The organism is Variovorax atrisoli (assembly GCF_014195185.1).
In the GTDB taxonomy this organism is placed as follows: Bacteria; Pseudomonadota; Gammaproteobacteria; order Burkholderiales; family Burkholderiaceae_C; genus Variovorax; species Variovorax atrisoli.
In genome coordinates this window covers 449,946-476,388 of record NZ_JACIBG010000005.1, presented here as the reverse complement: position 1 = coordinate 476,388, position 26,443 = coordinate 449,946, and the positions used below count along the sequence as shown (strand labels likewise).

At 69.2% G+C, this 26,443-nt stretch carries 26 protein-coding genes; 12 read left to right on the top strand and 14 right to left on the bottom strand.

What is annotated here, in order from left to right; translation table 11 throughout:
• Positions 1 to 5: 5 nt before the first annotated feature.
• Both tsaB and FHY06_RS20010 read right to left on the bottom strand, forming a co-directional pair.
• Entirely contained in the window at positions 6 to 722 is a 717-nt protein-coding gene (tsaB, locus tag FHY06_RS20015; RefSeq protein ID WP_184606133.1) for a tRNA (adenosine(37)-N6)-threonylcarbamoyltransferase complex dimerization subunit type 1 TsaB, read from the bottom strand.
• An 8-nt stretch (positions 723 to 730) separates the two neighbouring features.
• On the bottom strand, positions 731 to 1,552 hold the full coding sequence (locus FHY06_RS20010) for a DeoR/GlpR family DNA-binding transcription regulator (protein ID WP_132754285.1): 822 nt from the start codon (positions 1,550 to 1,552) through the stop codon (positions 731 to 733).
• Between the two features lie 79 nt (positions 1,553 to 1,631).
• Here FHY06_RS20010 and FHY06_RS20005 point away from each other — a divergent pair, with 79 nt between their 5' ends.
• The 3 genes from FHY06_RS20005 (at position 1,632) to FHY06_RS19995 (ending at position 5,414) form a co-directional block, all read left to right on the top strand.
• Complete coding sequence (locus tag FHY06_RS20005; RefSeq protein ID WP_184606132.1) at positions 1,632 to 2,219, top strand: NUDIX hydrolase; 588 nt, start codon at positions 1,632 to 1,634, stop codon at positions 2,217 to 2,219.
• Positions 2,220 to 2,226: 7 nt separating this feature from the next.
• Positions 2,227 to 3,648, top strand: a complete 1,422-nt coding sequence (gene dacB / locus FHY06_RS20000; protein ID WP_184606131.1) for a D-alanyl-D-alanine carboxypeptidase/D-alanyl-D-alanine endopeptidase — start codon at positions 2,227 to 2,229, stop codon at positions 3,646 to 3,648.
• Positions 3,649 to 3,809: 161 nt separating this feature from the next.
• Positions 3,810 to 5,414 (top strand): alpha/beta hydrolase family protein, encoded by a 1,605-nt coding sequence (locus FHY06_RS19995; RefSeq protein ID WP_184606130.1) that lies wholly within the window; start codon positions 3,810 to 3,812, stop codon positions 5,412 to 5,414.
• A 107-nt stretch (positions 5,415 to 5,521) separates the two neighbouring features.
• On the opposite strand, the gene FHY06_RS19990 is transcribed toward FHY06_RS19995, so the two are convergent.
• From FHY06_RS19990 to purE, 3 genes are read right to left on the bottom strand one after another with little or no spacing between them, the layout of a single operon-like run.
• Positions 5,522 to 6,523, bottom strand: a complete 1,002-nt coding sequence (locus tag FHY06_RS19990; RefSeq protein WP_184606129.1) for an L-threonylcarbamoyladenylate synthase — start codon at positions 6,521 to 6,523, stop codon at positions 5,522 to 5,524.
• Complete coding sequence (locus FHY06_RS19985; RefSeq protein ID WP_184606128.1) at positions 6,520 to 7,728, bottom strand: 5-(carboxyamino)imidazole ribonucleotide synthase; 1,209 nt, start codon at positions 7,726 to 7,728, stop codon at positions 6,520 to 6,522. Before FHY06_RS19985 ends, FHY06_RS19990 begins: the two co-directional genes overlap by 4 nt.
• Positions 7,725 to 8,276, bottom strand: a complete 552-nt coding sequence (gene purE, locus FHY06_RS19980) for a 5-(carboxyamino)imidazole ribonucleotide mutase (protein ID WP_019653924.1) — start codon at positions 8,274 to 8,276, stop codon at positions 7,725 to 7,727. Before purE ends, FHY06_RS19985 begins: the two co-directional genes overlap by 4 nt.
• Positions 8,277 to 8,312: 36 nt before the next feature.
• On the opposite strand from purE, the gene FHY06_RS19975 reads away from it, so the two are divergent.
• Together FHY06_RS19975 and FHY06_RS19970 are read left to right on the top strand one after the other, a co-directional pair.
• Positions 8,313 to 9,233 carry a tetratricopeptide repeat protein gene (locus FHY06_RS19975; protein ID WP_019653923.1) on the top strand — a complete coding sequence of 307 codons (921 nt, stop codon included), beginning with the start codon at positions 8,313 to 8,315 and terminating at the stop codon, positions 9,231 to 9,233.
• A gap of 146 nt (positions 9,234 to 9,379) precedes the next feature.
• Positions 9,380 to 9,829: an META domain-containing protein gene (locus FHY06_RS19970; RefSeq protein WP_132754291.1), complete on the top strand. Its 450-nt coding sequence runs from the start codon at positions 9,380 to 9,382 to the stop codon at positions 9,827 to 9,829.
• A gap of 9 nt (positions 9,830 to 9,838) precedes the next feature.
• Here the strand turns inward: FHY06_RS19970 and FHY06_RS19965 are convergent, their stop codons facing one another.
• The 5 genes from FHY06_RS19965 to FHY06_RS19945 all read right to left on the bottom strand — a co-directional run bounded on the left by FHY06_RS19965 (position 9,839) and on the right by FHY06_RS19945 (position 15,178).
• Entirely contained in the window at positions 9,839 to 11,464 is a 1,626-nt protein-coding gene (locus FHY06_RS19965) for a hypothetical protein (RefSeq protein WP_184606127.1), read from the bottom strand.
• 124 nt (positions 11,465 to 11,588) lie between these two features.
• Positions 11,589 to 12,494, bottom strand: a complete 906-nt coding sequence (locus FHY06_RS19960; RefSeq protein WP_126183743.1) for a phosphoribosylaminoimidazolesuccinocarboxamide synthase — start codon at positions 12,492 to 12,494, stop codon at positions 11,589 to 11,591.
• 94 nt (positions 12,495 to 12,588) lie between these two features.
• Positions 12,589 to 13,653, bottom strand: coding sequence for a class II fructose-bisphosphate aldolase (gene fba / locus FHY06_RS19955; RefSeq protein ID WP_019653919.1), 1,065 nt, complete (start codon positions 13,651 to 13,653; stop codon positions 12,589 to 12,591).
• Between the two features lie 74 nt (positions 13,654 to 13,727).
• Positions 13,728 to 14,648 carry an alpha/beta hydrolase gene (locus FHY06_RS19950; RefSeq protein ID WP_126183742.1) on the bottom strand — a complete coding sequence of 307 codons (921 nt, stop codon included), beginning with the start codon at positions 14,646 to 14,648 and terminating at the stop codon, positions 13,728 to 13,730.
• Between the two features lie 44 nt (positions 14,649 to 14,692).
• A complete protein-coding gene (locus tag FHY06_RS19945) occupies positions 14,693 to 15,178 on the bottom strand; it encodes an Lrp/AsnC family transcriptional regulator (protein ID WP_126021137.1) in 486 nt (161 codons plus the stop codon).
• A 156-nt stretch (positions 15,179 to 15,334) separates the two neighbouring features.
• Here FHY06_RS19945 and FHY06_RS19940 point away from each other — a divergent pair, with 156 nt between their 5' ends.
• Positions 15,335 to 16,351, top strand: a complete 1,017-nt coding sequence (locus FHY06_RS19940) for a 1-aminocyclopropane-1-carboxylate deaminase (protein WP_019653916.1) — start codon at positions 15,335 to 15,337, stop codon at positions 16,349 to 16,351.
• Between the two features lie 102 nt (positions 16,352 to 16,453).
• Here FHY06_RS19940 and pyk read toward each other — a convergent pair whose 3' ends face one another.
• The 3 genes from pyk to FHY06_RS19925 form a co-directional block, all read right to left on the bottom strand.
• Positions 16,454 to 17,902, bottom strand: coding sequence for a pyruvate kinase (gene pyk / locus FHY06_RS19935; protein WP_184606126.1), 1,449 nt, complete (start codon positions 17,900 to 17,902; stop codon positions 16,454 to 16,456).
• Positions 17,903 to 18,021: 119 nt separating this feature from the next.
• Positions 18,022 to 19,215, bottom strand: a complete 1,194-nt coding sequence (locus FHY06_RS19930; protein WP_184606125.1) for a phosphoglycerate kinase — start codon at positions 19,213 to 19,215, stop codon at positions 18,022 to 18,024.
• Between the two features lie 119 nt (positions 19,216 to 19,334).
• Positions 19,335 to 20,243, bottom strand: a complete 909-nt coding sequence (locus FHY06_RS19925) for a LysR family transcriptional regulator (RefSeq protein WP_145759607.1) — start codon at positions 20,241 to 20,243, stop codon at positions 19,335 to 19,337.
• A 91-nt stretch (positions 20,244 to 20,334) separates the two neighbouring features.
• Here FHY06_RS19925 and FHY06_RS19920 point away from each other — a divergent pair, with 91 nt between their 5' ends.
• Genes FHY06_RS19920 through FHY06_RS19895 form a run of 6 tightly spaced genes read left to right on the top strand, consistent with a single transcriptional unit; the run spans position 20,335 to position 25,865 of the window.
• Positions 20,335 to 20,895: a VOC family protein gene (locus FHY06_RS19920; RefSeq protein WP_019653912.1), complete on the top strand. Its 561-nt coding sequence runs from the start codon at positions 20,335 to 20,337 to the stop codon at positions 20,893 to 20,895.
• The gene (locus tag FHY06_RS19915; RefSeq protein WP_184606124.1) at positions 20,888 to 22,009 is read left to right on the top strand and encodes an alpha/beta hydrolase family protein; all 1,122 of its coding nucleotides are present in this window, start codon (positions 20,888 to 20,890) and stop codon (positions 22,007 to 22,009) included. The genes FHY06_RS19920 and FHY06_RS19915 overlap by 8 nt, the downstream gene beginning before the upstream one ends.
• A 13-nt stretch (positions 22,010 to 22,022) precedes the next feature.
• A complete protein-coding gene (locus tag FHY06_RS19910) occupies positions 22,023 to 23,675 on the top strand; it encodes an FAD-dependent oxidoreductase (RefSeq protein WP_184606123.1) in 1,653 nt (550 codons plus the stop codon).
• Complete coding sequence (locus FHY06_RS19905) at positions 23,672 to 23,884, top strand: DUF2783 domain-containing protein (RefSeq protein ID WP_019653909.1); 213 nt, start codon at positions 23,672 to 23,674, stop codon at positions 23,882 to 23,884. Before FHY06_RS19910 ends, FHY06_RS19905 begins: the two co-directional genes overlap by 4 nt.
• On the top strand, positions 23,881 to 24,843 hold the full coding sequence (locus FHY06_RS19900) for an MBL fold metallo-hydrolase (RefSeq protein ID WP_184606122.1): 963 nt from the start codon (positions 23,881 to 23,883) through the stop codon (positions 24,841 to 24,843). Before FHY06_RS19905 ends, FHY06_RS19900 begins: the two co-directional genes overlap by 4 nt.
• Before the next feature lie 47 nt (positions 24,844 to 24,890).
• Positions 24,891 to 25,865 carry a Bug family tripartite tricarboxylate transporter substrate binding protein gene (locus FHY06_RS19895; protein ID WP_019653907.1) on the top strand — a complete coding sequence of 325 codons (975 nt, stop codon included), beginning with the start codon at positions 24,891 to 24,893 and terminating at the stop codon, positions 25,863 to 25,865.
• Between the two features lie 100 nt (positions 25,866 to 25,965).
• Here the strand turns inward: FHY06_RS19895 and FHY06_RS19890 are convergent, their stop codons facing one another.
• Complete coding sequence (locus tag FHY06_RS19890; protein ID WP_132754309.1) at positions 25,966 to 26,313, bottom strand: branched-chain amino acid transport AzlD family protein; 348 nt, start codon at positions 26,311 to 26,313, stop codon at positions 25,966 to 25,968.
• Positions 26,314 to 26,443 lie beyond the last annotated feature (130 nt).

Sequence of the window (26,443 nt, the reverse complement as noted above, 5' to 3'; positions counted from 1 at the left end):
GGTGACTAGCGTGCTGCGGCGGCAGCCTTGATGGCGGCGCGCTCTTCGGTGGTTTGCGCCACTTTATCGCGAACGTACAGCGGCCAGGCCTGCGCGGCCGGCACGGTGCGCCCGGCGGCGAGCAGCGCGGGCGCCAGCCGCAGCATGGCGGCGGCCATCGGCAGCGCCTCGTGGCGGGCCGCGGCAGGGGCCAAGCGTTCGCCGTAGGCGGCGAAGGCATTGCCGGCGAGCGCCCAGCCGGCGGGCACTTCGAGTTCCTCGGGGGCCAGCAGCAGCGGCTCCTCGCCGCCTTCGGGCTGGCCAAGCGGGCCGTGCGCCGCGAAGTCGTAGCGCGCGGCATAGACCTGCTCCATGCGCGCGTCCAGCGCTGCCACCACCTGCTGCGCACAGAAGGCGTGGCGCGCCTCCTCGGCCACCGCGAGCAGGGTGTCGACCGGCAGCAGCGGCACCTTGGCGCCATAGGCCAGGCCCTGCGCCACCGAGCAGGCGGTGCGCAGTCCGGTGAAGGAGCCCGGGCCGCGGCCGAAGGCGATGGCGTCGAGCTCGGCCAGCGCAAGGCCGGCTTCGCCCAGCAGCTGCCGGATCACGGGAAGAAGCGTGCTGGAGGCCTGCGCGCCGCCGGCGCCGTCGTGCGCCAGCAGCCTGTCGCCATGCAGCACGGCCACGGAGAGGTGTTCGGTGCTGGTATCGAAGGCGAGCAGCTTGGGCGAGACGGGAGACATCCCTGCGATTATCGAGCGCCGGGCAATTCCGAAGCCCCGCCTGCGGTATCGGCAGGTTTGCCGCCATCGGCATCGTCGCTGCGCAGGATCGCCAGCCCCGCCCGGCGCAGCGGCACCAGCGCCGCGGCCGGCGCCTGCGGCGAAACCAGCAGCGTGCCGGCCGACGCCACCGGATTGACCACCCAGGCCGACGCCGCGCCGATCTTCTCCGACGAGGCCATCACCACCGTCTCGGCCGCCGAGGCCATCAGCGCACGCTTGATCTCGGCCTCTTCCAGGTCGCCGGTGGTCAGCCCGGCCTCGGCGTGCACGCCGGTGACGCCCATGAAATAGGTGTCGGCATGGATGCGCGAGATGGCCGCCATCGCCGCCGAGCCCACCGCCACCATCGAATGCCGGAAGAGCCGCCCGCCGATCAGTACCACCTCGATGCCCGCATGCGAGGCCAGTTCCACCGCCACCGACGGGCTGTGCGTGACCACCGTGGCCTGCAGGTTCGCCGGCAGGTGGCGCGCAAGCTGCACGGCGGTGGTGCCGCCGTCGATGAACACCACCTGCCCCGGCTTCACCAGGCGCGCGGCGGCGCGGCCGATGGCGATCTTCTCGTCGGGCGCGAGCTGCTGGCGGCCGGCGAAGTCGGCCTCGGCCGCCGCCAGCGGCAGCGCGCCGCCGTGCACGCGCTGCAGCAGGCCCTCGGCCGCCAGCTCGCGCAGGTCGCGGCGGATGGTGTCTTCCGACAGGCCGAGTTCTTCGCTGAGCGACTTGGCGACGACGTTGCCGTCGCGTCGCAGGACCGAGAGGATGTGTTGCTTGCGCTGGCTGGTGAGCATGCGGCGATGGTATCGGCTTGCGCCGCCTTTTGCACGATTTTTCTTGTTATTGCACGAATTCGCACGCATACTGGCCGCCATGACCATCCAAGACCGCGTCCGGGTGCACGAAGTCACCCTGCTTTCCGACAACTGGTACACGCTGCGCACCACCGCCCTCGACTGGCGCCGCAACGACGGCCAGTGGCAGCGCATGCACCGCGAGACCTACGACCGCGGCAACGGCGCGACCCTGCTGCCCTACGACCTCCAGCGGCGCACCGTGCTGCTCACGCGCCAGTTCCGCTATCCGGCCTTCGTCAACGGGCACGACGACCTGCTGATCGAGGCCGCCGCCGGCCTGCTGGACGACGCGGCGCCCGAGGAGCGCATCCGCACCGAGGTCGAGGAGGAACTCGGCTACCGGCTGGGCGAGGTGCGCAAGATCTTCGAGTGCTTCATGAGCCCGGGCTCGGTGACCGAGAAGCTGCATTTCTTCATCGCGCCCTACGAGTCGTCGATGCGCGTCGGCGAAGGCGGCGGGCTGGCCGAGGAGGGCGAAGACATCGAGGTGCTCGAGCTCGGCATCGACGAGGCGCTGGCCATGGTGGCCGACGGCCGCGTCGCGGACGCCAAGACGGTGATGCTGCTGTATCACGCCAGGCTGCACGTCTTCCCGCCGGGATAATGGGCGGATGCCCTTCGCCTTTCGTCGCGCGGCCTGCGCCCTGATCTTCACCACGCTGGCCCCGGCCGGCGCATTCGCCCAGCAAGCCCTCCCCACCCAGGTCGAAGCCGCCCTCGCCCGCGCCAAGGTGCCGCGCGAGTCGGTGACCATGCTGGTCGCCGAGGCCGACGGCACGCGCCAGCCGCGCCTGGCCTGGCGCACGCAGGCGCAGGTGAACCCGGCGTCGATCATGAAGCTGGTGACCACCTACGCCGCGCTCGACATGCTCGGCGCGGCCTACAGCTGGACCACGCCGGTCTACGTCGACGGCACGGTGAACAACGGCGTGCTCAACGGCAACCTCTACATCAAGGGCCAGGGCGATCCGAAGCTGGTGCTGGAGCGCATGTGGCTGCTGCTGCGCCACGTGCAGGGCCTGGGCATCACCACGGTGAGCGGCGACATCATCCTCGACCGCAGTGCCTTCGAGACCACGGTGGAGGGCGACCCCGCCGCCTTCGACGGCGAGCCGCTGCGCCCCTACAACGCCTCGCCCGACGCGCTGCTGGTGAACTTCAAGTCGGTCAACATGACTTTCGCGCCCGACCGCGCGGGCCAGATCGCACGCGTGAGCTACGAGCCCCCGCTGGCCAGCGTGGCGATGCCGCAGACCGTGGCGCTGGTGCCCGGCGAATGCGGCGACTGGCGCGGCACGCTGCGCGCCGACTTCTCCGACGTGAACCGCATCCGCTTCAACGGCGGCTTTCCCGGCGGCTGCGGCGAGAAGAGCTGGGCCGTGGCCTACGGCGACCCGCGCACCTATGCCATGCGCGCCATCGGCGGCATGTGGGCCGAGATGGGCGGGCGCGTCGGCGGGCAGATGCGCGAGGGGCGCGTGCCGGCGGGGCTGAAGCCGGCCTTCGAGTTCGAGTCGCCGCCGCTGGCCGAGGTGATCCGCGACATCAACAAGTACAGCAACAACGTGATGGCGCAGCAGCTGTTCCTCACCATCGGGCTGGCGCAGAAGAACCGCGGCACCTTCGAGGCCTCGCGGGCGGCGCTGGGCCAGTGGTGGCGCGACCGCATCGGCACGGGCGAGGCCCAGCCGGTGTTCGAGAACGGCTCGGGCCTGTCGCGCGACGAGCGCATCAGCGCCGCCGCGCTCGGCAAGATGCTGCAGGTGGCATGGCGCTCGCCGGTGATGCCGGAGCTGATGTCCTCGCTGCCCGCCATGGGCGTGGACGGCACGCTGAAGAAGCGCACGATGCGCTCCGGCGGCTCGGCGCACCTGAAGACCGGCACGCTGCGCGACGCCTCGGGCGTGGCCGGCTACGTGGATGGCGCGAGCGGGCGCCGCTACGTGCTCGTGGCCATCGCCAACGGCGAGAACGCCGGCGCCGCGCGCGCGGCCTTCGACGCGCTGGTCGACTGGGCCTCGCAGGACAACTGAGGGCAGAGCGCGCGGGCCCATGGCGGCCCCGCCCATGGCGCCGAGTACTGAAATCTTCTGAGGGCAAACGCCCGCTTGCGCGCGGACATGCCGCTGCACAGAATCGGACGGTCGTTCGATTCCATACAAGCCAAGCGCCCCGCCGGCGCAGGAGACATGCCTTGAACCAGCCGCACCGCCTGCCCTCCAGCCCCATGCGCAAGACCGCCGCCTTCACGGCCGTGGCAAGCGCCGCGACATTGCTGCTGCTTGCAGCCTGTGGTGGTGGCGGCGGGGGTGGAGGAGGCATCGGCATCGGGGTGGGCGTTCCGCCGCCAGCCGTGGACAACGGCCGCGGCTCGGTGGTCAACGACCCGCCCGAGAAGACTGCCGCGCTGACAGCCTCCCAGTTCACCGCCAGCCTGCAGGCCAGCGACCAGGGCAAGGCGCTGCTTCAGGTGGCGGGCACGCCCAAGTGCGGCGTGGACCTGCGCTACCTCGAATACCGCACCATCGGCGCGAAGAACGAGGCCACCAACGCCACCGCCGCCATCATGGTGCCCACCGGCTCCGACGTCGCCTGCAGCGGCCAGCGCCCGGTGGTGCTCTATGCCCACGGCACCACCGCCGCCAAGGCCTACAACCTCGCGAAATGGACCGACAGCAGCCAGGCCGCCGCCGGCGAGGGCCTGATGGTCGCCGCCATGTTCGCGGCGCAGGGCTACATCGTGGTGGCGCCCAACTACGCGGGCTACGACAAGTCGACGCTGCCCTACCACCCGTACCTCGACGGCGACCAGCAGGGCAAGGACATGGTCGACGCGCTCACCGCGGCGCGCAAGACCTTCTCCGGCATCGGCGCGAACGACGCCGGCTCGCTCTTCATCACCGGCTATTCGCAGGGCGGCTACGTGGCGATGGCGGCGCATCGCGAGATGCAGGCCACGGGGAAACCGGTGACGGCCTCGGCGCCGCTGTCGGCGCCCTCTGCCATCAGCCTGCTGACCGACTACACCTACCTGGGCTGGCCGGCGCTGGGCGCCACGCTGTTCGTGCCGCTGCTGTCGACCAGCTGGCAGCAGCAGTTCGGCAACGTCTACGGCTCGACCAGCGACGTGTACGAGGCCCAGTACGCCAGCGGCATCGACACGCTGCTGCCGAGCGCATCGCCCGGCACGCTGTTCTCCAGCGGCAAGCTGCCTCAGCTCGCGCTTTTCCCGGCGGACGCCAAGCCGGGTCCGGTGAGCCCGGAGCTTTCGATCTTCTACGGGCCCAACAACCTCATCAAGCAGAGCTTCCTGACGCAGGCTGCCGGCGACATCCAGGGCAACCCCTGCCCCGGCAACGCGCTGCCGCCCACGGCCGCTTCGCTGAGAACCACATCGCCGCTGGACTGCAAGCCCTCCACGGGCTTCCGCAAGGCCGCCGTCGCCAACGACTTGCGCAACTGGGTGCCGACCCGGCCGATGCTGATGTGCGGCGGCGCCAACGACCCCACGGTGAACTTCGCGAGCACTCGCGCCACCTCGGGCTACTTCCGCGCCAAGGGCATGCCGTCCAGCCTGCTCTCCGTGGTCGACCTGGAGGATTCGGCAGCCATCGACGCCTACTCCACTGCCCGCGCCGGCTTCGCGCAGGCCAAGGCGCTGCTCGCGCAGAACACCTCGGGCAGCGCATCGGACAAGGCCCAGGCCGTCACGCTGGCGTACCACGGCACGCTGGCGCCGCCCTTCTGCCTGGCGTCGGCCCGTGGCTTCTTCCAGGGCGTGCTCGCAGCCGGAGGCTGAACGAAGAGCCATTCCAGGAACACCGCGGAACCGGCTTTGCCGGGCCGCTGGTGTTGCCCCCTGCAAGGGGGTGGGCGTAGCGACACGAAGTGCGCGAAGCCTGGGGGTCAGGCCATTGACGCGCGCTGCAAGCGGTCTTTCACGCCTTCCCACTCGTGCGTATCGGGCGGCGTCTCCACCCAGATCAGCTTCACGCCCTGTGCGTCGAACTCTCGCAGCACCGCGAACAGCAGCTGCGCGCTGGCCGCCGCGTCGTCGGGCATGCGCCGCAGCAGCACGCGCTGCGAGCGGCTGCGCACCGCGGTGCGCGACCATACGGCGATGTGGGCGGCGTTCGCGCCGAGCACGTCGAGGCCGGTCTGGATCGACTTGGCATCCATCAGCCGCACCTTGGCGTTGGGCGCGTAGTGCGCCTCCAGCGTGCCCGAGGCGCGCGGGTCGGGCGTTTCGAGCACTTCGCGATCGGCGAGCTTCTCGCCGCAGGCGGCCTCGATCTGCGCGCGGGTGATGAGGCCGGGGCGCAGCAGCACGGGCGCGCCGCGGCTGCAGTCGACGATGGTCGACTCGATGCCCACGTCGCAGGGGCCGCCGTCGATCACCAGCAGCTCGTCGCCGAACTCGTCGTGCACGTGCTGCGCGGTGGTCGGGCTGACACGGCCGAAGCGGTTGGCGCTCGGCCCCGCGAGGCCGGGCACGCCCTGCTCGGCGCAGGCTTCGAGGAGCGCCTGCGCCACGGGGTGCGAGGGGCAGCGCAGGCCGATGGTGTCCTGCCCGCCGGCCGCCGCCGCGCCCACGCCGGGCTGGCGCGTGACGATCAGCGTGAGCGGGCCGGGCCAGAAGGCCTGCACCAGCTTCTGCGCGAAGTCCGGCAGCGGCTGGGCGAAGCGCGAGAGCGATTCGGTGCCCTTGGTGCCGGCCGCCACGTGGACGATCAGCGGATGGTCCGACGGCCGCCCCTTGGCCTCGAAGATGCCGGCCACCGCGGTGTCGCTGCTGGCGTCGGCGCCCAGGCCGTACACCGTCTCGGTCGGGAAGGCCACCAGCCCGCCCGCGCGCAGCACGCGCGCCGCCTCGGCGATGGCTTCGGGGGTGCGGCCGTCGAGGATCATGCGAGGTCGGCGGTGCTCACCGCCGGCAGGCCCAGCAGCAGCGCGGCCTGCGAGGCCGTGGCGCGAACCGCCTCGAGCGTGGCGCCGGTCAGCGTGAGGTGGCCCATCTTGCGGCCGCGGCGGGGTTCGATCTTTCCGTAGAGGTGCAGGTGGGCGCCGGGCAGCGCGAGCACTTCGCTCCAGCGCGGCGAGACCGCCCTGTCGGACTTGCCGTCGGCACCGGCGGGAAACCACAGGTCGCCCAGCAGGTTGAGCATGATCGCCGGGCTGTGCTGGCGCGGCGCCGCCAGCGGCAGGCCGGCGAGCGTGCGCACCTGCAGCTCGAACTGCGACACGTCGCAGGCTTCCATGGTGTAGTGGCCGCTGTTGTGCGGGCGCGGCGCCATCTCGTTGACGACCAGCGAGCCGTCGGCCAGCGCGAAGAACTCGACGCACAGCACGCCCACGTAGTTGAGGCCGTTGGCGATGCTCTTGGCCGAGTTGATGGCGCCCTGCGCCACCGTCTTGGGCATGTTCTGCGGGTGCACCTCGGTCACGGCCAGGATGCCGTCTCGGTGCAGGTTGCGCTGCGGCGGGAAGTGCACGATCTGGCCGTCGCGGCCGCGCGCGAGGATGACCGAGCACTCGAATTCGAGCGGCAGCATCTTCTCGAGCACGCAGGGCACGCAGCCCGCGGCCTGCCAGGCCTCGACCAGCTCGTCGCGCGTCTTCACGCGCTGCTGGCCCTTGCCGTCGTAGCCCAGGCGCGCGGTCTTGAGGATGCCGGGCAGCAGGTTGTCGTCGATGGCGGCGAGCTGCGCGGCCGTTTCGATGACGGCGTAGGGCGCGCAGGGCACGCCGCAGCGGGTGAAGTGCGCCTTCTCGGCGATGCGGTCCTGCGCGATGGCGATGGCCGGCGCGGCGGGCGACACCGGGCGCGCCACTGCGAGATGCTCCAGCGAGGGCGCGGGCACGTTCTCGAACTCGGTGGTCACCGCGTCGGCCAGGCCGGCCAGGCGGGCAAGGCCGTCGACGTCGTCGTAGTCGGTATGGATGTGGTGATGGCTCACGCGGCCGGCGGGGCTGTCGGTGTCGGGGTCGAGCACCGCGGTGAAATAGCCCATGCGCTGGGCGGCGTGGACGAACATCCGCCCCAGCTGTCCGCCGCCGAGCACGCCGAGCGTGGCGCCCGGGAGGATCGGCAGGTCGCCGTTGCGGCCGCTCACAGGGCACCCCCGCCTTGCGGCGAGAAGGGAGATACGGGCGCTGCCTCGCCGGCGGGCGGCGGGGGCAGGGTCATGGCCTCGGCGGCCGCCGTCTGCGCGGCGCGGAAGGCGTCGAGCTTCGCGCGCAGCGCCGGGTCGTTCACCGCCAGCATCGACACCGCGAACAGCGCCGCGTTGGCCGCGCCGGCATTGCCGATGGCGAAGGTGGCGACCGGCACGCCCTTGGGCATCTGCACGATGCTGTAGAGCGAATCGACGCCCTGCAGATGGCGGCTGGCCACCGGCACGCCGAGCACCGGCACCGTGGTTTTCGAGGCCAGCATGCCCGGCAGGTGGGCCGCGCCGCCCGCGCCGGCGATGATCGCGGCAAGGCCGCGCCCGGCGGCGCTTTCGGCATATTCGAAGAGCGTATCGGGCATCCGGTGGGCCGAGACCACCCTGGCTTCGTGCCCGATTCCGAATTGCTGGAGAATCTCGACCGCGTTGCGCATCGTCTCCCAATCGGAGTTCGAGCCCATCACTACACCGACCTGAATGGTTTCGTTCATGGTTTCAATTTTACGTTTCACCCCCAGCTGGTTCCGATGATCGACATCACTCTCGAAAATTTCCAGGCCGAACTGATCGAAGCCTCGGTCGCCACACCGGTGCTGCTGGACATCTGGGCCGAATGGTGCGGCCCCTGCAAGCAGCTCGGCCCGGTGCTCGAAAAGCTCGAGGTCGAGTACGGCGGGCGCTTCACGCTGGCCAAGCTCGACGCCGACAAGGTGCCGCAGATCTCCTCGCAGCTGTCGGAGATGTTCGGCGTGCGCAGCATCCCCTTCTGCGTGATGTTCAAGGACGGCCAGCCGGTGGACGGCTTCGTCGGCGCCATCCCGGCCGAGAAGATCCGCGAGTTCCTCGACAAGCACGTGCCCGGCGCCGACGAGGCCGAGGCCGCCTCGCAGGAAGCCGCTGCCCAGGAGGCGCTGGCCGGTGGCGACACCGAAGGCGCGCTCGAGAAGCTGCAGCACGCGGTGGCCACCGACCCGGCCAACGACGACGCCCGCTTCGACTACGTGAAGCTGCTGCTGCAGGAAGGCCGCGTCGACGACGCCAAGGTCGCCTTTGCCCCGGTCATCGCCAAGACCTCGCTGGTGCGCCGCTTCGACGCGCTGCAGCGCTGGATGGATGCTATTGATTTCGCAGCGCCGCCGGCCGGCGCCGCCCCCTCGATCGCCGATTTCGACGCGAAGATCGCTGCCAACAAGCGCGACTTCGACGCCCGCTTCGGCCGCGCCCGCCTCCTCATGGCCGCCCAGCGCTGGACCGACGCCATGGACGAGCTGCTCGACATCCTGATGCGCGACAAGACCTGGAGCGAGGACCTCGCCCGCAAGACCTACATCGCCATCCTGGAGATCATCGAGCCGCCGAAGGTGAAGGTCGCCGACGGGCAGATCCCGCCGGACGATCCGGTGGTGGCCAGCTACCGCCGCCGGCTCAGCAGCATCGTGCTGAGCTGATTTCCCTCCAGACCTTCCAGGAAAGCGGCCCCCGGGCCGCTTTTTTCATGGCCGCAGGGCTGGCGAGCGGCATTGGCGGGCCAGGCGCCGTCGCATACGATCACGCCCGATTCAACTTGTTGCAGTTCGAAAAAGGAACACTGGCCATGCGCTCCTTCGCCCGCCGCACCGCGCTCCTCCCCGCCCTTGCCGCCACGGCGCTGCTGGCCACGCTGGCCGGTTGCGGCAGCGGCATCAGCCTCGACGAGCCGATCGAAGGCCCGGCCTGGCAGCTGGTGCAGCTGGGCGATGAACCGGTGCAGCCGGGCAGCGGCGCCCAGGTGCAATTCGACCGCAGCAGCGGACGCGTGAGCGGCTCGGGCGGCTGCAACCGCATCTCCGGCACCTTCACACGCACCGGGGTCGCCCTGAAGATCGGCCAGCTTGCCTCCACCCGCATGGCCTGCACCGACCCGACACGCGGTGCCAACGAGGCGCAGTTCATTTCCGCCCTGCAGAGCACCACCAGCTACCGGCTGGCCGGACCGACCCGGCTGGCGCTGCTGGATGCGAGCGGGCGGACGGTGGCGCTGCTGAACAGCGGCGGGGGGCGCTGAGGGCGCCGGCTACTTGGCGGCTGGCGTGTCGACCGTCAGCTGGATCTCCTCGGTAGTGAGCCCCTGGTCGGAGATGCTGACGTCCACCGTACCCTTTGCGTCGGCCTTCACCATGACGCGCACGGTGTACTGGTTGGGACCGGAGACAAGAATTTCCAGGGTTGCCGGCCCCTTGACCGACGCCAGAGGCGGCTTGGCGACACCGTTCACGGTGATGAGATACCGCTGACCGGGTTTGACCTTTGCGTCCTCGGCCGGTGAAACGCTCATGGCACTGCTGCCGCCGGCACAGCCCGGATTTCGGGCCGCTGCCTTGCGCGCATCGTTGAAAGTCAGAAGGCGATTGCTCAAGGGGCGCCTTGCAGCGTAAATCTCTGCTGTGCCGGCGGCGAGAGAAACAGCGATGGCATCGGCCTCCAGAGGCCCGCAGTCGCGGCGGCCTGCTGCCTTGCAAGCATCGATCACCTTTCTGTTCGCGGCGGTGGCGGCGACCGCTTCAGCAGCTTTGGCGCGCTTGAGTGCTGCCTGAGACACCTTCAGATTCTTCTGGGCTTGCGCAGAGGCGTCCTCGGACTCCTTTTTCTGAATCGCGGCCAACTGCGCCAGCAACTGCGCCTTCTTCGCAGTGGCTGTGGACGTAGCCGCCGGCTCTTGCTCGAGCATCTCTTCGTCTTTGCCGGCAAAGCCCGCATCGCCATCCGGCTTCTTCCCGGCAGCGGTATCAACTGCTGGCCTGCCCGCGCCTTCGGAGTCTCCCTGGGTGCTCTCGTTTGCAGTGTCAATCTTGACCGCCCGGAACTTGCCGATGATCCCCGTGGCTTGTGCGACCAACTCATCAGGGCTGGATATCGTCTTGTTGGCCGCGTTGATATGCGCCGCCACGCGGGCAAAGACCAGATCACCCTCCCGCATCAGGATGACTCCGCTGTTCCCAAGCTGGGAATACAGCTGCTCGCTGGATGCCAGGGTCTTGCGCGCGCGCCACAAGGCCGAGGCCGCCTCGCGACGCACATGCGCCTGCGGCAGTTCGCTGTCACGGGCATAGCGCAAGACAGCCTGAGCCCGGAGCAACTCCGCATCGAGCCTGTTGATGGCCTGCGTCAGGCGGTATTTCTCGGCCCACATCCTGTCGAAGCTCTCGACCTCCAGCCGCAATGGTTCGATAGTCAGCATCGCGCAGGTCAGTCCGAGAACGCCTTCGACGTAAGCCTTCTCCTGATTGGGATTGACGAACCAGTTGCTGGCCGAATAGGCCGTAAAGCCGACCGCGCCGGCCATGGCGAGCCGGGTCTTTTCGCGATCGCTGGTGACACCGGATTTCAGCCCCCCATACAGCGCCGCGGCCGTCACGCCCAGCAGGCCGAGCTGCGTCATGGTGCGAACGCGCGCCTGCGCCGACAGGGAATCGAACCATTCGCGGCGCTGGTCTTTCAGCGCGCCCAGCGCGCCTTGCAGGTTGCCGGCAAGGGGCCTGGCGTTGGCAAGAGTGACTTCCTCATACCCGAGCTGGTTGATCGGTACGTCGGCGCGCTTGCTGCGCTGGTACGGATCGATGCTGCTGCAGCCCGCAACGGCCAGAACGAGCGCCGCCGCCACGCAGCGCTGCCAACCATGAACGCCTTTGCTGGTTTCCATTTCCCGCCCCTCATGTTCTTGGCGCACATGATGGCGAGGCGGGGACGTTTGGACATCCCCTTTTCCCGTGGCGACAAGGCGCCCGGGATGGACTACCCGGCTGGGGGCAGCCCTTGCTTCAGCCTCAGCCCGTCAGCCGCTCCAGCGCCTCGCGGTACTTGGCCGCGGTCTTCTCGATGACCTCGGCGGGCAGGCGCGGCGCCGGGGGCGTCTTGTCCCAGGGCTTGCCGTTGATCTTCGTTCCCTCGAGCCAGTCGCGCACGAACTGCTTGTCGTAGCTCGGCGGATTGGCGCCGGACGCCAGCGCGGCCTGGTAGCCCTCGACCGGCCAGTAGCGCGAGCTGTCGGGGGTGAGCACCTCGTCCATCAGCACCAGGGTGCCGTTCTCGTCGAGGCCGAACTCGAACTTCGTGTCGGCGATGATCATTCCCTTGGCCAGGGCGATCTGCGCGGCGGTCTCGTAGATGGCGATGCTGGTGTCGCGGATCTGCTGGGCCAGCTTGGGGCCGACGATCTCGACCACGCGGTCGTAGCTGATGTTCTCGTCGTGCTCGCCCACTGCGGCCTTGGCGGCGGGCGTGAAGATGGGGCGCGGCAGCTTGCTCGCGTTGGTCAGGCCCTCGGGCAGCGGCACGCCGCAGACCGCGCGCGATTCCTGGTACTCCTTCCAGCCGCTGCCGGCCAGGTAGCCGCGCACCACGGCCTCGACCGGGATCGGCTTCAGGCGCTTGACCAGCATCGAGCGGCCGGTGACCTGGGGCACCTCGGCCTCGGTGACCACGCTCTCGGGCGCCTCGCCGGTCAGGTGGTTGGGGCAGATCTGGCCGAGGCGGTCGAACCACCAAAGGGCCATCTTCGTGAGGATCTCGCCCTTGCCAGGAATGGGCTCGCCCATGATCACGTCGAAGGCGCTGAGCCGGTCGCTCGCGACCATCAGGATGCGGTCTTCGCCGACGGCGTAGTTGTCGCGCACCTTGCCGCGCGCAAGCAGGGGCAGGCTCTGGATGGAGGAGGTGTGGACGGTGGTCATGGGGCTGGTGCGGTGAAACGGGATAGCGGAGTTCGGATTGTGCGCGCAGAAAAAAGCCACCGCGAACGGTGGCCGTCGGCTCAAGGGGATGTGATCAGATCACTTCTTGGGCCAGTTCGCCCTTGGCGTACTTGGCGGCGACCACCTGCAGGCTGTCGCCCTTGATCTTGGCGCCCTGGCCTTCGCAGCCGAACTCGATGTAGCGCTGCTTGCAGATCTGCTTGGCGGCTTCGCGCGCGGGCTTGAGCCATTCGCGGGCGTCGAACTTCTCGGGGTTCTCGGCCATGAACTTGCGCACCGCGCCGGTCATGGCCAGGCGGATGTCGGTGTCGATGTTGATCTTGCGCACGCCGTACTTGATGGCTTCCTGGATTTCCTCGACGGGCACGCCGTAGGTTTCCTTCATGTTGCCGCCGTACTTGCGGATGATCTCCAGCAGGTCCTGCGGCACCGACGACGAGCCGTGCATCACCAGGTGGGTGTTGGGCAGGCGGGCGTGGATTTCCTTCACGCGCTGGATCGACAGGATGTCGCCGGTGGGCTTGCGGGTGAACTTGTAGGCGCCGTGGCTGGTGCCGATGGCGATGGCCAGCGCGTCGAGCTGCGTGGCCTTGACGAACTGGGCGGCTTCCTCGGGGTCGGTCAGAAGCGCGGAATGGTCGAGCACGCCTTCGGCGCCGATGCCGTCTTCCTCGCCGGCCATGCCGGTCTCGAGCGAGCCCAGGCAGCCCAGCTCGCCCTCGACGGTCACGCCGACCTTGTGCGCCAGCTGCACGACCTTGCGGGTCACGTCGACGTTGTAGTCGAAGGAGGCGGGCGTCTTGCCGTCTTCATGCAGGGAGCCGTCCATCATGACGGAGGAGAAGCCGAGGTCGATGGCGCCCTGGCAGATGGCCGGGCTCTGGCCGTGGTCCTGGTGCATGACCAGCGGGATGTTCGGGTACTGCTCGATGGCGGCCTGGATCAGGTGCTTGATGAAGGCTTCGCCGGCGTATTTGCGGGCGCCTGCGCTGGCCTGCAGGATGACGGGGGCGCCGGTCTCCTTGGCGGCCTCCATGACGGCCTGGACCTGTTCGAGGTTGTTGACGTTGAAGGCCGGAATGCCGTAGCCATTGGCTGCGGCATGGTCGAGCAGTTCGCGCATCGAGACGAGTGCCATGGGAAATACCTCGCGGGAATTGGAAAAAAGGGAAAAAAGTAGAAGACGAAAAGGCGGGAAAGACTGCCGCAATTCTACCGAGCACCCTTGTGGGACAGGACCGACGCCAGTCCGAGGAAATCCACGACCGGCGGCAGCACCGGCCCGCCCAGCCATCGCGCCGGCGTGGCGAAGGCGCCCACCAGCGTCGCATGGCTCAGGTTGTCGAACAGCCTGACCTGGACCGGCACGCCCGCTTCCCGCAGCGCCGCGGCCATGCGCAGGGTGTTGCGGTCGGGGTAGACGAGGTTGTCCCTGGAGGCCGCCATTAGCAGGGTGCGCGGCGAGGCGGGGCCGGCGTGCGCCAGGGGCTGCGAGTCGCGCGGCGTGTCCGGCCAGTTGAACGCGGTCTTCACCTGCGGGTCGCCGATGGGCAGGAAGTCGTAGGGTCCCGCCAGGCCGATCCAGCCCGCGAGCTGCTTCGGGCTGGCGCCCAGTTCGCCGAGCCAGCGCGCATCGAGCGCCACCATCGCGGCGTTGTAGGCACCGGAGCTGTGGCCCATCACGTACACCTGCTTCGGGTCGGCGCCCAGGCGCGCCGCGTTGTCCAGCGCCCACTTGACGGCCAGTGCGCTGTCGCGCACGAAGGCGGGATAGGTGAAGGCCGGCGACAGCCCGTAGTCGGGCACGAGCACCACGGCGCCCTGAGCGGCCAGGGCCTCGCCCATGAACCTGTAGCTGGCGCGGTCGCCGGTCGTCCAGGTGCCGCCGTAGAAGAACACGACCAGCGGCCGCGCGCCCGGCGCCGGCGCGTTGGACGGCAGCGGCCGGTATTCGTCGAGCAGCTGGTGCGGCGCCGGCCCGTAGGCGATGCCGCCTTCGAACCGGTAGGTGTCGGTGGGCACCAGGCCGTTGAGCACCTTGACCGGCGAACAGGCCGAAAGCAATGCGGAGGCGAGGGTGAGGACGAAGGCGCCGCGGCGCCGGAGGAATGACGCGGGGGAGGGAAGAATCATCCGTGCTGTACGCAGACAGCCGGACGGCGGTTTCGCCGGTTGTGTCAGACAGGCAGCTGCGTGGTCGAAAGCACCTGCTTGAGCACGACGAAGGTGCGGATCTGGCGCACCCCCGGCAGGTACAGCAGCTGCTCCGCGTGCAGGCGGTTGAAGCTGTCGTTGTCGCGGGTGCGCACGAGCATGAAGTAGTCGAACTCGCCCGAGACCACGTGGCATTCGAGGCAGCCCGAGACCTTCTGGGCGGCCTTCTCGAAGTCGGAGAAGGAATCGGGCGTGGAGCGGTCGAGCACCACGCCGATCATCACCAGCATGCTGGCGTCGAGCGCGTCGGGGTCGAGCAGCGCGACGATGCCCTTGATGAGGCCCGCCGCCTTGAGCCGCTCCACGCGGCGCAGGCAGGCGGCCGGGCTCAGGTTGACCTTGGCGGCCAGCGCCACGTTCGACAGCGAGGCGTCGCGCTGCATGGTGCGCAGGATGGCGCGGTCGGTGCGGTCGAGCTCCGGGGTGTCACGCAATTTTGTTGTGCTCATCTAGTTTTCGTCGGAATGAAAGCATTCACTTCCCCGATATTGCCTCTTTTTCTCTGACAGATCCAACAAACTTCGCAAGCACGTTGTGCGGCATTGTTCCTACGATGGAGGCTTCGACACCCCTCCTTCTTTCCTCCATTTCCTGGAACTGCCGCCATGAACCTCGAGAAGTTTCCCCGCTACCCGCTGACCTTCGGCCCCACGCCCATCCAGCCGCTCAAGCGCCTGAGCGCCCACCTGGGCGGCAAGGTCGACCTCTATGCCAAGCGCGAGGACTGCAACAGCGGCCTGGCCTTCGGCGGCAACAAGACGCGCAAGCTCGAATACCTGATTCCCGAGGCGCTCGAAGGTGGCTACGACACGCTGGTGTCCATCGGCGGCATCCAGTCGAACCAGACGCGGCAGGTGGCTGCGGTGGCGGCGCACCTCGGAATGAAGTGCGTGCTGGTGCAGGAGAACTGGGTCAACTACTCCGACGCGGTGTACGACCGGGTCGGCAACATCGAGATGTCACGCATCATGGGCGCCGACGTGCGCCTGGACGCAGCGGGCTTCGACATCGGCATCCGCAAGAGCTGGGAAGACGCCATGGAGAGCGTCCGCCAGGCCGGCGGCAAGCCGTTCCCGATTCCCGCGGGCTGCTCGGAGCATCCGCGCGGCGGCCTGGGCTTCGTCGGCTTCGCCGAGGAAGTGCGCCAGCAGGAGGCCGAACTGGGCTTCAAGTTCGACTACATCGTGGTCTGCTCGGTCACGGGCAGCACGCAGGCCGGCATGGTGGTGGGCTTCGCCGCCGACGGCCGCGCCGACCGCGTGATCGGCATCGACGCTTCGGCCAAGCCGCAGCAGACCTTCGACCAGATCCTGCGCATCGCGAAGAACACGGCCGAGCTGGTGGAGCTGGGCCGCGACATCACCGAGAAGGACATCGTGCTCGACCGCCGCTTCGGCGGCCCCGAGTACGGCCTGCCCAACGAGGGCACGCTTGAAGCCATCCGCCTGAGCGCGCGCTTCGAGGCCATGCTGACCGACCCGGTGTACGAGGGCAAGTCGATGCACGGGATGATCGAGAAGGTGCGCCTGGGCGAATTCCCGGCGGGCTCGAAAGTGCTGTACGCGCACCTGGGCGGCGTGCCCGCCCTGAACGCCTACAGCTTCCTTTTCAGGAACGGATAAGTTCCAGGAACACCGCGGAACCGGCTCTGCCGGGCCGCAGGTGTTGCCCCCTGCAAGGGGGTTGGCGCAGCGACACGAAGTGCGCGAAGCCTGGGGGTTTGCTCAACTCGCTCTGCAGATTTTCAGCATGTTGGTGCCGCCCGGGGCACCCATCGGCTCGCCGCAGGTGATGGCGTAGACGTCGCCGCTTTGCACGATGCCGCGCTTCTTCAGGTGGTTCTCGGCCTGCAGCAGCGCGGTGTCGCGATCGCTTTCCGAGTCCATGAGCAGCGGGCGCACGTTGCGGTAGAGCGCCATCTTGCGCTGCGTCGACAGCCGCGAGGTCAGCGCGTACATGGGGATGTGCGCGCGGTGGCGGCTCATCCACAGCGGGGTGGAGCCCGACTCGGTGAGCGCCACGATGGCCTTGGCGCCCAGGTGGTGGGCGGTGAAGAGCGCACCCATGGCGATCGACTGGTCGATGCGGCTGTAGCTCTGGCCGCTGAAGTCGGCGTCGAGCTGCTTGTCTTCGGCGGCCTCGGCGGCTTCGCAGATGCGGCTCATCTCCTGCACGGTCTCTAGCGGATAGCGGCCCGAGGCGGTCTCGGCGGAGAGCATGACGGCGTCGGTGCCGTCGAGCACGGCGTTGGCCACGTCGCTGACCTCGGCGCGGGTGGGCACGGGGTTGGTGATCATCGACTCCATCATCTGGGTCGCGGTGATCACCACCTTGTCCATCTCGCGGGCCATGCGGATCATCTTCTTCTGCAGAGCGGGCACCGCCGCGTTGCCCACCTCGACCGCGAGGTCGCCGCGCGCGACCATGATGCCGTCGCTGGCACGCAGGATCTCTTCGAGCTTCGGAATGGCCTCGGCGCGCTCGATCTTGGCGATCATGCCGGGCTTGTGGCCGTACTCGGCGGCAGCCACGTTGCACAGCTGGCGGGCCATTTCCATGTCGGTGGCGTTCTTGGGGAAGCTCACGGCCACGTAGTCGGCCTGGAAGCTCATCGCGGTCTTGATGTCCTCCATGTCCTTGGCCGTCAGCGCGGGCGCGGTGAGGCCGCCGCCCTGCTTGTTGATGCCCTTGTTGTTCGAGAGCTCGCCGCCGAGCTTGACGGTCGTGTGCACCGCCTCGCCCTTGACGGCGTCGACGGTCAGCACGATGAGACCGTCGTTCAGCAGCAGCCTGTCGCCGGGCTTCACGTCGCGCGGCAGGTCCTTGTAGTCGAGGCCGACGGCATCGACGTCGCCCAGTTCGGTGCGCGAGGCATCGAGCACGAACTTGGCTCCCGGCTCGAGCCAGACCTTGCCCTGCGCGAACTTCCCCACGCGGATCTTCGGGCCCTGCAGGTCGGCCATGATGGCCACCTCGCGGCCGGCCTTGCGGGCGGCTTCGCGAACCATGGAGGCACGGTCGATGTGGTCCTGCGCCGTGCCGTGGCTGAAGTTCAGCCGCACCACGCTGACCTTGGCCTGGATCATCTTCTCCAGCAGGTCGGGCGAACTGGATGCCGGACCGAGGGTGGCGACGATCTTGGTGGCGTGGCGGGGAATGCGGTCCGTGCTCATGAGGGTAGTCTCCGTTTTGTATTCGCTACTGTATACAGTTTGTGTGTCGGACGGAAGTCACCCATGGGTTTTTCCTCGATGGGCCGCGGGCCGAGGCCCGGGCGGCCCCACCCGCTCGTTCAGCCGGCAGCCCGCTTCGACAGGATCTCGAAGGCCGGCAGGGTCTTGCCTTCCAGCACTTCCAGGAAGGCGCCGCCACCGGTCGAGATGTAGCCGACCTGCTTCTCGATGCCGTACTTGGCGATGGCCGCCAGCGTGTCGCCGCCGCCTGCGATCGAGAACGCGCTGCTCTCGGCGATGGCCTGCGCGATGGCCTTGGTGCCGCCCGCGAAGGCGTCGAATTCGAACACGCCCACGGGGCCGTTCCAGACGATGGTGCCGGCCTCGCGCAGCTGCGCGGCGAGCTGGGCGGCCGTCCTGGGGCCGATGTCGAGGATCAGGTCGTCGTCGGCCACGTCGCTCGCGTCCTTGACGGTGGCGGCCGCGTCGGCCGCGAAGGTCTTGGCCGTGACCACGTCCACCGGGATCGGTACGTCGGCGCCACGCGCGCGCATGGCGTCGATCACCGCCTTGGCTTCGTCGACCAGGTCGGGCTCGGCCAGCGACCTGCCGATCTTCAGGCCCGCGGCCAGCATGAAGGTGTTGGCGATGCCGCCGCCCACGATGAGCTGGTCGACGTTGGCCGACAGGCTCTTCAGAATGGTCAGCTTGGTGCTCACCTTGGAACCCGCCACGATGGCCACCAGCGGCCGCTTCGGCTGCGCCAGCGCCTTGGTGATGGCGTCGATCTCCGCCGCCAGCAGCGGGCCGGCCGCGGCCACCTTGGCGAACTGCGCAATGCCGTAGGTGGTGGCCTCGGCGCGGTGCGCGGTGCCGAAGGCGTCGTTCACGTAGATGTCGGTGAGCGCGGCCAGCTTGCGGGCCAGGCCTTCGTCGTTCTTCTTCTCGCCCTTGTTGACGCGGCAGTTCTCGAGCAGCACCACCTGGCCGGGCTTCACGTCGACGCCGTCGACCCAGTTGGAGACCAGCGGCACTTCGCGGCCGAGCAGTTCGCCCAGGCGCTTGGCGACGGGCGCCAGCGAGTCCTCGGGCTTGAACTCGCCCTCCGTCGGGCGGCCCAGGTGCGAAGTGACCATCACGGCGGCACCTGCGTCCAGCGCCAGCTTGATGCAGGGCACGGAGGCGCGGATGCGCGTGTCTTCGGTGATGTTGCCGGCGTCGTCCTGCGGCACGTTGAGGTCGGCACGGATGAAGACGCGCTGGCCGGCGGCCTTGCCCTGCGCGCAGAGGTCGGTGAATCGAATGACGTTCATTGGAGAAACCTGGAGAAGATTGGGAGACGGGGATCGGCTGCATTGTAGTTTTGGCCCCATCGCCGCCTCTACGCGCCTGTTGCCGCGCGTCGATGCTTTTCCCCCACCGGATGCGGCGGTCAGTCCTTTTGCTGCTGCTCCCGCGCGAAGCCTTCGAGCACCTCGACGAAGCTCGCCGCCGCCGGCGACAGCGAGCGCCGCGCCGCGCTGTAGACGCACACCTCGCGATGGAAGTCGGGCGACTCCAGCCGCACCATCTGCAGCCCGTGCGCGCGCACCAGCGGCGCGGAGTACGTGGGGCACACGGTCAGCCCCAGCCCCGAGGCGACCATGCCCAGCGCGGTGGTCATGTACGACACCTCCTGCGTGGCGGGGCGCAGCATGTACTCGCGCTCGGCGGGTGCGAGCTCGGGCAGCACGCGCTGGCGGAAGTCGCGCGTGGGCGCGATGAAGGTGTAGGGGCCGAGCTCGTGCCAGCGCACCTTGCGACGATTGGCGAAGGCATGGCCCGGCGGGCAGATCAGCCAGTGCCGGTCGCGCAGCAGCGTGCGGCGCTCGATGGCGTCGTCGACCGCCACGTCCTGACCCACGGCCAGCTCCACGTCGCCGGCCGTCACGCCCGCCAGCAGATGCTCGGGCAGCGTATCGGCCAGGCGCACGTCGACGTCGGGGTACTGCTCGCGGTAGAGCGCGATCACGCGCGGCATCAGGGTGCAGGCCATGAGCTGCGGCGCGGCAAGCCGTAGCAAGCCTTTCTTCTTGTCACGCAAATCGGTGACGCCGGCCACCGCGCCGGCCAGGTCGCCCAGCAGCCGGTGCACCGAGGGCAGGAACTCGCGCCCTGCCTCCGACAGCTGCACGCGGCGCGTGTTTCGGTCGAGCAGCTGCACGCCCATCTCGCGCTCCAGTTCGCGCACCAGCACGCTGAGCGCCGACTGCGTGAGATGCAGCTGCTGCGCCGCGGCGGTGAAGCTGCCGGTGTCGGCCACAGCGGCGAAGGCGCGCAGCTGGCGCAGGGTGAGGTTCATATATACGGTTATTTCATCAATCGATGAATTAATTTCGATTGCATCATAAGACGCGGCATCGCCCAATACCGGCTCACCGGAGACACGAGCCATGCCGACGACTGCCACCACGGCACCCCCACCGCCCATCCACGGGCTGCACCACTTCGCCTGGCGCTGCCGCGACAGCGAGGAAACCCGCCGCTTCTACGAAGACCTGCTCGGCCTGCCGCTGGCCCACGTCATCAAGAGCGATCACGTGCCCAGCACCGGCGAGTACTGCCCGTACGTGCACATCTTCTTTCGCATGCGCGACGGCTCGTTCATCGCCTTCTTCGACCTCGGCGACGACGTCGCGGCGCTGCCCTCGCCCAACACGCCTTCGTGGGTGAACCACATCGCGCTGCGCGTCGATTCGGTGGCCGCCCTGCTGGCCGCCAAGGCACGGCTCGAAGGCGCGGGCGTCGAGGTGCTGGGCGTGACCGACCACCACATCATCGAATCGATCTACTTCTTCGACCCCAACGGCATCCGCGTGGAGCTGACCACGCCGACCGTGCCGCAGGCCGAGATGGACGCGCATGCGCTGCGCGCGCGCGCCGAACTCGACGCCTGGACCGAGCGCAAGGCCGGCCTGCGCGCCGCCGCTGCGAAGGATGCGTCGAATGCCTGAGCTGCAACTCGCCGTCATCGACGTGAAGCCCGGCGCGGCCATGGAGAGCCAGTCGGGCCTGCAGCTGCTGCGCCCGCGCATCTACGGCGCCTACCGCGCGCCGCAGGGCCCGAAGAAGATCGCCGCCATCGTGATGCACCCCACGAGCAACTTCATGGGCCACTACCTGATCGGCCCGCTGGCCGAGCGCGGCATCTGCTGCATGGGCCTGAACTCGCGCTTCGTGGGCAACGACACCGTGCTGCTGATGGAGCGCGCCATCCAGGACCTGGGCGCGGGCGTGCAGTACCTGCGCGCCGCCGGCTACGAGAAGGTGTTCCTCGTCGGCAACTCCGGCGGCGCCGCGCTCTCGGCCTTCTACCAGGCGCAGGCCGAGAAGCTCACCGCCACGCACCTGCCCGACGGCGACCCCACGCACCTGCACCCCGACGACCTGCCGCCCGTGGACGGCATCGCCCTGTGCGCCGCGCACCTGGGCCGCACCCGGCTGATGCGCGACTGGATCGACCCCTCTGTCACCGACGAGCACGACCCGCTCTCGGTCGACCCCGAGCTCGACATGTACGACGCGCGCCACCGCGTGCCCTACGAGCGCGACTTCCTCGCGCGCTTCGGCGCCGCGCAGAAGGCACGGCTCGATCGCATCGAGCAGTGGTGCCTCGACCGCCTCGCGCTGCTGCGCGGCACACCCGGCGCACCGCGCGACCAGACCTTCATCGTCTACCGCACGCATGCCGATCCGCGCTGCGTCGACCTCTCGCTCGATCCCAACGACCGCCTGCCCGGCAGCGTCTGGGGCGACGCGCGGCAGGTGAACTACTCGGCCAACGCGATGGGACGCACCACGTCGCTCACGGCCTTTCTCTCGCAGTGGTCGTCGCGCTCGCAGGCCGACGGTCCGACCAACCTCGCGCGCACCACGGTGCCGAAACTGCTGCTGACCTACACGGGCGACCAGTCGACCTTCCCGAGCACGCGAGATGCCTGGATGGCGGCGGGCGGGCCGCGCATCCGCAACGTCGACATCGTCGGCGGCAACCACTACCTCGCGGGGCAGCCGGAGCTGATCCCGAAGGCGGCGGACGCCATCGCCGAGTTCGCGCACGCGCTGTAGCCGCAGAGCCACCATGGAAAACTTCGCTTTCGCACCGGCCTACGAGCTGCCGGTCTGGCCCTTCACGCCGCCGCCCGAGCTGGGCAGCACGAAGCCCGTGCGGCATCCCATCGTCATCGTCGGCGCCGGCCCCTCGGGCCTCACGCTGGCCTGCGACCTCGCGCAACGCGGCGTGCGCGCCGTGCTGCTGGACGAGGACGACACCGTCGGCGTGCGCGGCGCATCGTCGCGCGGCATCTGCTATGCGCAGAAGAGCCTGGAGATCTTCGAGCGCCTGGGCATCTACGAGCGCATCGCGGCCAAGGGCATCACCTGGTCGTTCGGGCGCACCTTCTCGGGCGAGCAGGAGGTCTACAACTTCAACCTGCAGGCCAACAGCGTCTCGAAGCAGCCGCCCTTCGTCAACCTGCAGCAGTTCTACGTCGAGTGGTTCCTGGTCGAGCGCATCATCGAACTGGGGCTGACCGACCTGCGCTGGAAGAACCGCCTCACCCGCGTGGAGCAGCTCGCCGACGGCGTGCGCCTGGAAGTCGAGACGCCCGCCGGCAGCTACACCATCGAGGCCGACCGGCTGATCGACGCCACCGGCGCCAACAGCACGATCCGCACGCAGATGGGCATCGACGCGCACTCCTCGCGCAGCACCGACCGCTGGTGCATCAGCGACGTGCGCTTCAGGAAGCCGCTGCCCACCGAGCGCTGGACCTGGGTGGACGCGCCCTTCAACGAAGGCCGCGGCGTGTGGCAGCACCTGATGGCCGATGGCGTGTGGCGCATCGACTACCAGATGCCCGAGGACTGCGACACCGCCTACATCAGCAAGCCCGAGGTGGCGGGCGCGCGGCTGCGCGAGCAGCTCGGGCCGGACGTGGAGTTCGAGTTCGTCTGGATCGGCCCCTATGGCTACCGCGATCACCTGCTCGACAGTTTCCGCCACGGCCGCGTGTTCTTCATCGGCGACGCGGCGCACGTGGTGAGCCCCTTCGGCGCACGCGGCGGCAACAGCGGCATCCAGGACGCGGCCAACCTCGGCTGGAAGCTCGCGCTCGTCGCGCAGGGCAGGGCCGGCGAGGCGCTGCTCGACAGCTACGACGCCGAGCGCCAGCCCGCCGCGAAGCAGAACCTGCAGGTGACGAGCCGATCGGCACGCTTCCTCGCGCCGCGCTCGCCCGCCGAGCACACGCTGCGCCGTGCGGTGGTGGCGCTGGCGGCGCGCCATCCCTTCGCGCGGGCGCTGGTCAACACCGGCCGGATGTCGGTGGCCAACGACTATCCGCCCGCGGCGGTGCTGCCCGAGGGCGCGCGCTCTGTGCAGAACCTGCCGCTGCGCCTGGCCGATGGCCGCGAGACCACGCTGATGCAACTGCTGGCCGAAGGCACCGAGTGCATCGGCCTGTGGTTCGCGCCGACGCGCGAGCAGTCGAGAGCGGCGCTCGATGCCATCGCGTCGCTGCCGTTGCGCCTGCTGGCCGTGGGCGGCGACAGCGGCCTGCCCACGCTGCAGGCCGACGAAAAGCTCGCGAGCCATCTCGGCGCGGGCGACGCAGGCAGCTTCGTCCTCGTGCGGCCCGACGCCTACCGCGCCGCCGTGCTGCCGAACGCCACGCCCGAAGCCATCGCCCGCGCCGTGCGCACCGCACTGGCCGCCAACGAACTCGCCCCATGATCACCGAGCCCCGCATCCCCGATCCCGACGGCTTCTACGCCGCGCTGCTCGCCGCCCACGAAGGCCGCAGCGAGGCGCAGAGCGCCGACCTCAACGCGCGCCTCGTGCTGCTGCTGGCCAACCAGTGCGCCGACCAGGACGTGCTGCTCGCGTGCATCCGCGCGGCGGCCGAAGAAGAACCCACGACGACGGACCACGACACCCCATGACCACGAGCGTTTCCTTCGCATCCGCCTCCGACACCCGCGAGCAGAAGCCCCGGCTGCAGGAGCTGGGCCCCGGCGCCTACGGCTACATCAGCGACTTCGATCCCAACTGCGGCTTCGTCGTCGGCGACGAGCACGTGGTGCTGATCGACACCCGCCCCACGCCGCGCATGGCGCGCGACTTCCTCGCTGCCATCCGCACGGTGACCGACAAGCCGATCCGCACCATCGTGCTCACGCACTACCACGCAGTGCGGGTGATGGGCGCCAGCGCCTTCGCCGAGGTGCGCGACATCGTCGCCAGCAGCGGCACGCTCTACTGGATCCGCACGCGCGGCCAGGCCGACTTCGACTCGGAGGTCGGCCGCTTTCCGCGGCTGTTCGCCGGCGTCGAGGAGATACCAGGCCTGACCATGCCCACGAAGGTCTTCGACCGCGAGATGACGCTGCCGCTGGGCGGCGGCCGCGAACTGCGGCTGATGTCGCTGGGCCGCGGCCATTCGGGCGGCGACGCGGTCGCGTGGCTGGCCGACTGCGGCGTGCTCTTCTCGGGCGACGTGGTCGAGAACCGCTGCGGCGTGTACGCGGGCGACGCCTACATCGGCGACTGGGCCGGCACGCTCGACGCCGTGGCCGCGCTGAAGCCGCGCGTGCTGGTGCCCGGCCGCGGCGCGGTGCTGCAGGACGAGGCCGCCTGCACCGAGGCCATCGGCCTCACCAAGGCATTCCTCTCGACGCTGCTGGAAAGCGTGAAGGCCGGCATCGCAGCCGGCGAGACGCTCAAGGGCTGCTTCGCGCGCGCCGAGGCGGCGATGACGCCGCGCTTCGGCGACTGGCCCGTGTTCCAGCACGTGCTGCCCTTCGACGTCTCGCGCGCCTACGACGAACTGCGCGGCATCGAACACCCGGTGGTGTGGACCGCCGAGCGCGACCGCGAGCTGTGGCAGACATTGCGCGGCTAGCAAGCCGGCCCGACCGATTTCAAAACGAGCAACGGAGACAAGAGACGATGAAGCGATTTCTTCCCCTGCTGGCAGCGGCCCTCGCGCTGGCCACTTCCACCTTCGCATCGGCGCAAACGGCGGCCTACCCCACCCAGCCGATCAAATGGATCGTGCCCTACGTGGCCGGCGGCGGCACCGACAACCTCGCGCGCACGCTCGCCGAGGCGATGCAGCCATCGCTGGGGCAGCCGCTCATCATCGACAACCGGCCGGGCGCCTCCACCAACATCGGCGTGGGCGTGATGATGCAGGCCAGGCCCGACGGCTACACCATCATGCAGGCCGAGAACGCCGCGCTGCTCTTCAACGAGCACATGTTCGCCAAGCTGCCGTACAAGCCCGCGAGCGACTTCACCTACATCGGCACCATCGGGCGCTTCCCGGTGGCGCTGGTGGTGCACCCGGACTTTCCCGCGAAGAACGTGGCGGAGTTCGTGCGCTACGTGAAGGCCAACCCGGACAAGGTGAGCTACGCCTCGCCGGGCAACGGCTCGCCGCACCACATGGCGATGGAGCTCTTCAAGCAGAAGGCCGGGCTGACCATCACGCACGTGCCGTACAAGGGCGCGGCGCCGGCCATGACCGACGTGATGGGCGGCCAGGTGCCGACGATGATGCTGGACCTGGCCTCGGGCCTGCCGATCATCAAGTCGGGCAAGGTGCGGGTGCTGGCCATCGCGCTGCCGCAGCGCGCGAGCGCCCTGCCCGATGTTCCGACCTTCGTCGAGGCCGGCTTCAGCGACGTCAACGCCTATGCCTTCCACGGCCTGATCGGCCCGGCCGGCATGCCGCCGGAAGCGGTGGCGCGGCTCAACGCCGAGCTGCACAAGGCGATGAAGGCGCCGAAGGTGGTGAAGCTGTTCGCGGACTTCGGCTTCGAGGCGCTCCCCGGGACGCCGCAGGACTTCTACAAGCTCTCGCGCGCCGAGAGCGAGCGCTGGGGCAAGATCATCGTCGCGGCCGGCGTGAAGCTCGACTAGAAATCGGAGCCCCCCGGCTTTTCACTTCGCTTCGCTGCGTGTAACTCCACCCCCCGAGGGGGAGGCGCGGTCCGCCTTGGGGCGGCCCGGCGGCGGCCGCCTACCAACCCAGTCCGAGGTGCAGTGGCAGGTACACCGCCATCCCTGCGAGCATCGTGCCCAGCACGCCGCGCCGCCAGTAGAAGTAGGCGGCGCCGACCACCGCCGCGTACAGGCGCGCGTCGTGCAGCGTGGTGATGAGGTGGCCCTGCGTCATGACGATCTCGGGCGCGATCACGCCCGCAAGCGCGGCGGCCGGCGCGTAGTGCAGCGCGCGGTGCGCCCACTCGGGCAGGCCCCAGGGCCGGTCGAGGATGAAGAAGAAGCAGCGCGTGAGCACGGTGACCAGCGCCAGGCCGACGATCACGCCCATGGTCCACCAGTCGGTGGTCGCATTCGCAGTGCTCATTCGCTGCCCTCCCCCAGGCTGCGCGCACTTCGTGTCGATTCTCCCCCGCCTTCGGGCGGCCGGGCGGCGATCATTTGTTGCCCTCCCCCAGGATCCGCGCACTTCGTGTCGCTTCTCCTCCCCTCCGGAC

Excerpts from the sequence above, each read along its gene's own strand:
- tsaB (WP_184606133.1), bottom strand. The coding sequence starts at position 722 with ATGTCTCCCGTCTCGCCCAAGCTGCTCGCCTTCGATACCAGCACCGAA.
- pyk (WP_184606126.1), bottom strand. The coding sequence starts at position 17,902 with ATGAGCACGGACCGCATTCCCCGCCACGCCACCAAGATCGTCGCCACC.
- FHY06_RS19920 (WP_019653912.1), top strand. The coding sequence starts at position 20,335 with ATGCCGACGACTGCCACCACGGCACCCCCACCGCCCATCCACGGGCTG.
- purE (WP_019653924.1), bottom strand. The coding sequence starts at position 8,276 with ATGAACGAAACCATTCAGGTCGGTGTAGTGATGGGCTCGAACTCCGAT.
- FHY06_RS19930 (WP_184606125.1), bottom strand. The coding sequence starts at position 19,215 with ATGAACGTCATTCGATTCACCGACCTCTGCGCGCAGGGCAAGGCCGCC.
- fba (WP_019653919.1), bottom strand. The coding sequence starts at position 13,653 with ATGGCACTCGTCTCGATGCGCGAACTGCTCGACCATGCCGCAGCCAAT.
- FHY06_RS19915 (WP_184606124.1), top strand. The coding sequence starts at position 20,888 with ATGCCTGAGCTGCAACTCGCCGTCATCGACGTGAAGCCCGGCGCGGCC.
- FHY06_RS19950 (WP_126183742.1), bottom strand. The coding sequence starts at position 14,648 with ATGATTCTTCCCTCCCCCGCGTCATTCCTCCGGCGCCGCGGCGCCTTC.
- FHY06_RS19940 (WP_019653916.1), top strand. The coding sequence starts at position 15,335 with ATGAACCTCGAGAAGTTTCCCCGCTACCCGCTGACCTTCGGCCCCACG.
- FHY06_RS19900 (WP_184606122.1), top strand. The coding sequence starts at position 23,881 with ATGACCACGAGCGTTTCCTTCGCATCCGCCTCCGACACCCGCGAGCAG.
- FHY06_RS20010 (WP_132754285.1), bottom strand. The coding sequence starts at position 1,552 with ATGCTCACCAGCCAGCGCAAGCAACACATCCTCTCGGTCCTGCGACGC.
- FHY06_RS19945 (WP_126021137.1), bottom strand. The coding sequence starts at position 15,178 with ATGAGCACAACAAAATTGCGTGACACCCCGGAGCTCGACCGCACCGAC.
- FHY06_RS19975 (WP_019653923.1), top strand. The coding sequence starts at position 8,313 with ATGATCGACATCACTCTCGAAAATTTCCAGGCCGAACTGATCGAAGCC.
- FHY06_RS19910 (WP_184606123.1), top strand. The coding sequence starts at position 22,023 with ATGGAAAACTTCGCTTTCGCACCGGCCTACGAGCTGCCGGTCTGGCCC.
- FHY06_RS19965 (WP_184606127.1), bottom strand. The coding sequence starts at position 11,464 with ATGGAAACCAGCAAAGGCGTTCATGGTTGGCAGCGCTGCGTGGCGGCG.
- FHY06_RS19895 (WP_019653907.1), top strand. The coding sequence starts at position 24,891 with ATGAAGCGATTTCTTCCCCTGCTGGCAGCGGCCCTCGCGCTGGCCACT.
- FHY06_RS19905 (WP_019653909.1), top strand. The coding sequence starts at position 23,672 with ATGATCACCGAGCCCCGCATCCCCGATCCCGACGGCTTCTACGCCGCG.
- dacB (WP_184606131.1), top strand. The coding sequence starts at position 2,227 with ATGCCCTTCGCCTTTCGTCGCGCGGCCTGCGCCCTGATCTTCACCACG.
- FHY06_RS19970 (WP_132754291.1), top strand. The coding sequence starts at position 9,380 with ATGCGCTCCTTCGCCCGCCGCACCGCGCTCCTCCCCGCCCTTGCCGCC.
- FHY06_RS19925 (WP_145759607.1), bottom strand. The coding sequence starts at position 20,243 with ATGAACCTCACCCTGCGCCAGCTGCGCGCCTTCGCCGCTGTGGCCGAC.
- FHY06_RS20005 (WP_184606132.1), top strand. The coding sequence starts at position 1,632 with ATGACCATCCAAGACCGCGTCCGGGTGCACGAAGTCACCCTGCTTTCC.
- FHY06_RS19990 (WP_184606129.1), bottom strand. The coding sequence starts at position 6,523 with ATGATCCTCGACGGCCGCACCCCCGAAGCCATCGCCGAGGCGGCGCGC.
- FHY06_RS19890 (WP_132754309.1), bottom strand. The coding sequence starts at position 26,313 with ATGAGCACTGCGAATGCGACCACCGACTGGTGGACCATGGGCGTGATC.
- FHY06_RS19960 (WP_126183743.1), bottom strand. The coding sequence starts at position 12,494 with ATGACCACCGTCCACACCTCCTCCATCCAGAGCCTGCCCCTGCTTGCG.